This is a genomic window from Bacillus sp. CR71, assembly GCF_003429245.1.
Classification (GTDB): Bacteria; Bacillota; Bacilli; order Bacillales; family Bacillaceae_G; genus Bacillus_A; species Bacillus_A thuringiensis_S.
The window spans coordinates 2,410,644-2,416,972 of record NZ_CP031748.1; the positions used below are offsets into that span (position 1 = coordinate 2,410,644).

The window sequence follows — 6,329 nt, forward strand, 5'->3', positions numbered from 1 at the left end:
TTTTTCTATCATACAGAAGAAAGAACAGAGGCGATAAAGAAATTTTATTCCTCTCTCTTTTCAAATTAACAACATTTCCCGTTTGTACGGTACGAGACTATATTAAACATAAAATAGACACGAAAGGGGATTGGAATTAGCGAATATTTACATGGAATCTAGGAGATGCAAGCTCAACATTTCATAACGGATCGATGGTTCCATTTCAACAGACTCCGAATCCGACAGTAATTTTGTTCTGTTTATTCATGAGGTAACGGAAGAGAATTTAGAAAAACTTGCTACAATTGCTCATCAGTATATAGAGGAGACCATCCATTGTTACAATTACGGCATTGTAGAAGAAATAGGTTAAAAGAATAAAACATACTGTTCCAAATTAATATTCCGTGTGTTTTTTGAACATATATCCCTTGCTTTTATGTATATATTGAATATATAAATATATTGTGTTATGATGTTAATTAGAAACTCGCGTGTTTCAAATACAACATTTTTATCTTCTTGATGACCTCTTATCTTTCCGTAAGAGGTCTTTTTTTTATCCCTTCGTATTGCATAGCCGTTAAAATACTATGAAAAGATACTTGAGACTACTACACTGTGATATTCTCTAGTGTTTTTTCTTTATCCATATTATCTATTGTTGGGTAAACGATGAATTATTACTTTTTGTATAATTTTTATACATCCTGCAAATACGTTATTTTTTAGTAGGCAATTAAAATTTACATACATAATGCATAGAACAGTAGTGAGGAGATAACAGGAAGTAATAAATATAAGTTTGGATGACTTCTTATTTTGTAAAACTAGGGTGTAGAAAGGATGAAACAGATGGAAGAAAAACGAATTGCGATTTTTGTAGTGGATGGCAATGTCAAAGTCGCGAGCAAACTCCGTGATGTTGTGTTAGATATTGTTGGTTTTGATAATTTAGGAGAATACGTAGAGCCTGCTTTTACAGGGATATTGTATTAAGAACAGGAGGGAGTATGATTCCAAAAGAAGTAATGGTAGAATACGTCTCAATTTCCTGATTTAGCAAACCTGCTACCAACTGAAATTGTTGTTTATCCGGCTATTTGCCGCGCAGCCCGATTGGTGAGGGCTGATTAAAGTTTCACTTTATTAAATTGGATTAAGAGATTCTTGAAATGAGGTAGTAACAAAACAGCTTTGTGGGAATTAAACAAAAGGCTGTTAAAACAATTAAAGTGTTAGTTAAAAAAAGCTGATAGCTGAGCGAGAAGTAAACAATTAAAAAACTTTACTACATATGTAGCAAGTTTTTTCTTAACGTACGAAAATCTCGTTATGCATTACTATTAACTTAAGATCATGTATCTTATGATGAAAATAATTCTATCTCTCTATTAATTTATTTGAATATTCTTAAAGCTCTTGCGATAAAACGTGGATGTATTTATAATTATAGTTAGTTAAGCTAACTAATTATAGTTGGATTTTCAACACAGGAATAGTTCAATAAAAAACAAGAATCTGAAGCAAATTTGTTAATCTATAGGGCGATTCCTCAAAGAATAGAGCTGTAAGCAGAATGAATTTAAAAAAACGGTAGCGAAGGGAAACTAATTAAATGGCAGCTAAGCTTGGTTTATTTATGTTATGAGTATCTGATAATGCACGAGACAAAGAAATGGTATGTCGCTAATTACTTGCTTTCTGTGCTTCTTGTGCATAATTAATTGAGAAGTAAAGTTATTAAATAAAATACATGTAAGTATAAAAGATAAAGTTGGAGAAGATAGATAAATACGTTGGATTATTAAATTCAACGTATTTTTACAGAATAAAAGTTAGTCTAACTTATTATAAGTTAAGCTAATTTAATTAGAAGGAGGTGAAAATTGTTTACAACTTGTCTTAGTAATAATACAAATTACTTAAATATACTGATTTCTATGGAACTTAAGAAATTTGGAACAAATAACAAGGAGGGTTTAATTAATGAATAGTTCTAAAGAAAATAATCCTATTTTGGCGGTCGTTAGCTCCAGCGGTAATCAAATTCATTTCTTCAATACGAAAAATTTTGAAAGAATAGGGGTTATAGATTCTCCAGTTACAGAACCTCATGAATTATGTTTCGATTCTAAGCGTCAATTGTTATATGTAAGTATTACTTATCGCTCAGGTTTTTATAGAAATAATCCGGAAAAAAGCCATGAAATTTTAGTTATCGATATTGATCAATTTAAAGTAATTGATATCATTGATATTTCGCCGGAATTTGCACCACATGGTTTAGTTTATAATGAAAAAAAAGACTTATTGTATGTAAGTGTTGAATCTGGTGAAGGAGGAATTTTAATTATTAATCTTAACACAAGAAAAGTGCTAGATAGAATCTCTACAGAAGCAACAGGTCCACATTGGTTTGTGACGAATCCAGATGGTACAAAAGGATATTCCTCTAATAAAGAGGCGCCCTTTATATCGGTTTTAGATACACATAATAAGGAGTTAATTGGAAAAGTATCTATGCCCTATGGTAGTGAAGAACTAGCTATTTCTCCTAAAGGTAATCGAGTTTATATCCCTTCACCATGTTTACTTGGAGACTACAAAGAGGAGCAACCTACACTTAGCATCATTAATACAGAAACCGATAAAATTATAAAGACAAAATCATTTTCAGATTTAATTACTCCGGTTCATGTAACGAATGATGGGAAAGTATTGGTAGGACATACGCGTTTTCAGAATAAGAATGGAGAGAGAACAAGAAGTATGTTTTCTCCAGCACCAGGGTATGTTTCTGTTCTTGATGGAGAATCGTTAAATGTGTTAGGTACAATAGAAGTAGATTTACTCCCAATTACAATGCGTTCTTCTACGGACGGAACGGTTGGATATGTTTCTAACCTTAGATCAGGGACAATAAGTGTATTAGATTTAGTTAATTACAAGAATGTTCATACCATTGAAGTTGATCCAGGAGATCGAAATGCAGATCCTTCTGTAAATCAAGGAGCTCACGGTATAGCATATATAGAAAGGTAAAATAAGAAAACGCTATTCTTTTTGTAGAAATTTACAGAAAGTATGGCGTTTTTTATGTATCTATTAATTTCTGATGAATTCCAATTAGGTCTATTTTTTTTGCTGGTTAGGAGCGCCTGTTATTCATTATTGACTTCTGATAAATAGATTATGTTTCCATGTTAAAAGAGTAGGCAAAGTTTTTTAATGCTCGTTATTAGCTTTTGTATGAAATTAACTTTGGATAATTGATTATTGTATTCTTCTAATTGGATTAGATATTCATAATTAATTTGCAACAACCAAACTTCTTTGAAAACGAACTAAAAGGTATTTTAAATGTATGTTTTAAAACACCACTAATAATGATAACGTTTGCTAAATATAGGAGCTCCTTAAGTTTGTAAGAAGCTTACAAACCTCCTTCTTCCAATGCAACTTAAGCGTAAATTAATTTTTTGTAAATATGGAACAATGTCCTTACTTACACTGTCTATTAAGCGTTAAACATTTTTTATTAAATAAATTAAGAAAGGAATCATCATTTTTAACTAAGGGAGAAGATTGAATTGAAAAAATTATGGATGCTGCTTTTCGTTTGTTTCGCAGTTATGTTGGTAGGATGTAATAAAAACGAACCGCCAAAACAAGCATTTGAAGAATATATCAACTTATGGAATGATAGAAAATTTGCAAATATGTATGATTATTTATCAGATCATGCCAAAAAATCGATTTCTAAAAAAGAATTCACAGAAAAATATCAAAAAATCTATGAGGGGATTGGAGCTAAAAATTTAAAAGTTAAAATGAAAGGAGAGAATACGAAAGATAAAGAGCTTTTTCTTTTTGAAGTTAAAATGGATACGGATGTAGGATCAGTTTCATTCATCCACGAAGCAAAACTTGTGAAAGATAAAGAATCTTGGAAAATAGATTGGACACCGGACTTCATTTTCCCAGGAATGAAAAAAGATTACAAAGTACGTATGCAAATAGAGCAAGGAAAACGAGGAGAAATATATGATCGAAATGAAAAAGGGCTTGCAACGAATGGTAAAGCAACTGAGGTTGGAATTATTCCAGAGAAACTAGGCGAAGCAGCAGCGCAAACGAAAGGAATAGTAGCGCAATTACTTGATATGTCTATAGAAGAGGTCGAACAAAAGCTCACAGCGAAATGGATAAAACCAGACTCCTTTGTACCAATTGGCGTTTTAAAAGAGGGAACTAGACAGAATGATTATATTGAATTAGAAGGAGTTTCATCTCGCCCAGTAAATATTCGTACGTATCCATTAGGTGAAGCAGCGGCACACTTAACTGGATATATAGGAAAGGTGAATGCGGAGGAGTTAAAATCACTTCAAAAACAAGGTTATCAAGCAGATGATTTAGTAGGTAAGACCGGTTTAGAGAAAGTGTTAGAAAATAAATTGCGTGGTGAAAAGGGTGGACGCGTATTTATAGAAGATGAGAATGGGAGAGAGATTAAAAACGTAGCAAAAAAAGAAGCAAAAGAAGGAGAAAATGTTACGTTAACAATTGATGCTGCAATTCAAGAAAAAATCTTTAATGAGATGAAAACTGAAGCAGGATCTAGTGCAGCGGTCAATCCTAAAACAGGTGAAACAATCGCACTTGTAAGTAGCCCTGCTTATAATCCAAATATAATAGTTAGAGGAGCATCGAAAGCCCAACGAGAAGCATGGAATAACGACTCGAAACTACCAATGACGAATCGCTTTACACAAGCATTTGTACCAGGTTCCGTATTTAAAACGATCACAGGTGCAATTGGTTTGGAAACAAACACAATAAATCCGAAGGAAGAATTTAAAATTCAAGGATTGAAGTGGACAAAAGATTCGTCTTGGGGAAATTACTATGTAACGCGTGTAAAGGATGCAAGTCCAATTGATTTTGATAAGGCAATGAAGTACTCTGATAATATTTATTTTGCTCAACAAGCTTTGAAAATGGGAAAAGATCAGTATGTAAAGGAATTTAAAAAGTACGGATTTCATGAAAAATTACCAATCGAATACGAATTTCCTATTTCAATCATTGCAAAAGATGGGATAAAAAACGATATTCAACTAGCAGACACGGGCTATGGACAAGGACAAGTATTAATGACGCCACTTCATTTAGCATTAACATATGCACCGATTGTGAATGAAGGGAATATTCCGTCGCCACATCTTTTAAAAGAAGCAAAAGTAGCAGGGAATTGGAAAGAAAATGTGGTTTCTAAAAAGAATCAAGAGATATTAAAGAGTGCATTAATCAAAGTCATTAATGACCCTGATGGCGCAGGGAGAATTGCAAAGGTTGATGGTGTAACGCTTGCTGGTAAAACTGGTACAGCAGAACTGAAAGAGTCGAAAGAAGCAGACGGAAAAGAACTGGGATGGTTCGCAGCTTTCGATGCAAATGCACCAGACATGATTGTTACAATGATGATTGAAGATGTAAAAGGAAGAGGAGGAAGTAACGTTCCAGGTGAAAAAGTAAAACATGTATTTCAGAAATAATACTTAATTATAAGGTGAATTTTTTCACTAAATTTATTACATGTTTGCTTAACTCAAAGATATAAATTGGGGAAAATATAGAACAATTAAATTTCAAAAAAGCATTCTTTCTAATCGAGAATGCTTTTTTGCTGTGATTCTAGAAAAGTTGGCATTGCTAATGGTAAATAGAAGGGGATAGCAAATTGAAATGGACAAGTGGAGTTTTACGTTAAATTCAAAAAAACAGATTTTTATGAGTGGATTTTTATCATTGTATGCTTTACTTGTTTTTTTAGTAGTATTATACTGCCTGAAAAAAGATAAACAATGGAACAAATGAAACTTGTATCTTGTCTATATATTGAAACCATAATAAAAGTGAGGGCAGTTTTTATGTTTATTCAAATAAGTTTGAGGTGTGGAAATGGAACAGACGTTTATTGAAAAGTGTAATCATGATGAGCTGGACTATGTTATAAAAGACTATTGGCAAGATGTATGGAATTATTCATTTATTATTACGAAAGATCCACACTTATCAGATGATATCACGCAAGATGTATTTATAAAGGTGTTTAAAAATTGGAATTCATTTCGAAAGGAGTCATCTATTAAAACGTGGATATTAAAAATCACAAGAAATACGGCAATAAACTATTTGAAATCCTCCTATTTTAAAAGGATATCTTTAATAGGATTTTTTAGTGACGATAAGCAATCCCTGTCAGCAGAACAAGAATTTTTTAAGCAAGAAGAAATGAATGATGTGTGGAAGGTTGTATTAGAACTACCTAAAAAGCACCG

Annotated in this window: 4 protein-coding genes; all 4 read left to right on the plus strand. The window is 32.3% G+C overall.

Features of this window, described 5'->3' with window-relative positions; translation table 11 throughout:
- Nucleotides 1-828: 828 nt before the first annotated feature.
- Nucleotides 829-981 (plus strand): hypothetical protein, encoded by a 153-nt coding sequence (locus DOS87_RS12215; RefSeq protein ID WP_000812116.1) that lies wholly within the window; start codon nucleotides 829-831, stop codon nucleotides 979-981.
- 990 nt (nucleotides 982-1,971) lie between these two features.
- Nucleotides 1,972-3,027: a YncE family protein gene (locus DOS87_RS12220; protein ID WP_001088901.1), complete on the plus strand. Its 1,056-nt coding sequence runs from the start codon at nucleotides 1,972-1,974 to the stop codon at nucleotides 3,025-3,027.
- Nucleotides 3,028-3,575: 548 nt separating this feature from the next.
- A complete protein-coding gene (locus DOS87_RS12225; RefSeq protein WP_098578507.1) occupies nucleotides 3,576-5,543 on the plus strand; it encodes a penicillin-binding transpeptidase domain-containing protein in 1,968 nt (655 codons plus the stop codon).
- Between the two features lie 406 nt (nucleotides 5,544-5,949).
- On the plus strand, nucleotides 5,950-6,329 hold a 380-nt coding region (locus DOS87_RS12230; protein WP_208730376.1), incomplete at its 3' end, for an RNA polymerase sigma factor.

What these genes read in the sequence shown, in the direction of transcription:
- DOS87_RS12215 (WP_000812116.1), top strand. Translation starts at nt 829, where the DNA reads ATGAAACAGATGGAAGAAAAACGAATTGCGATTTTTGTAGTGGATGGC.
- DOS87_RS12220 (WP_001088901.1), top strand. Translation starts at nt 1,972, where the DNA reads ATGAATAGTTCTAAAGAAAATAATCCTATTTTGGCGGTCGTTAGCTCC.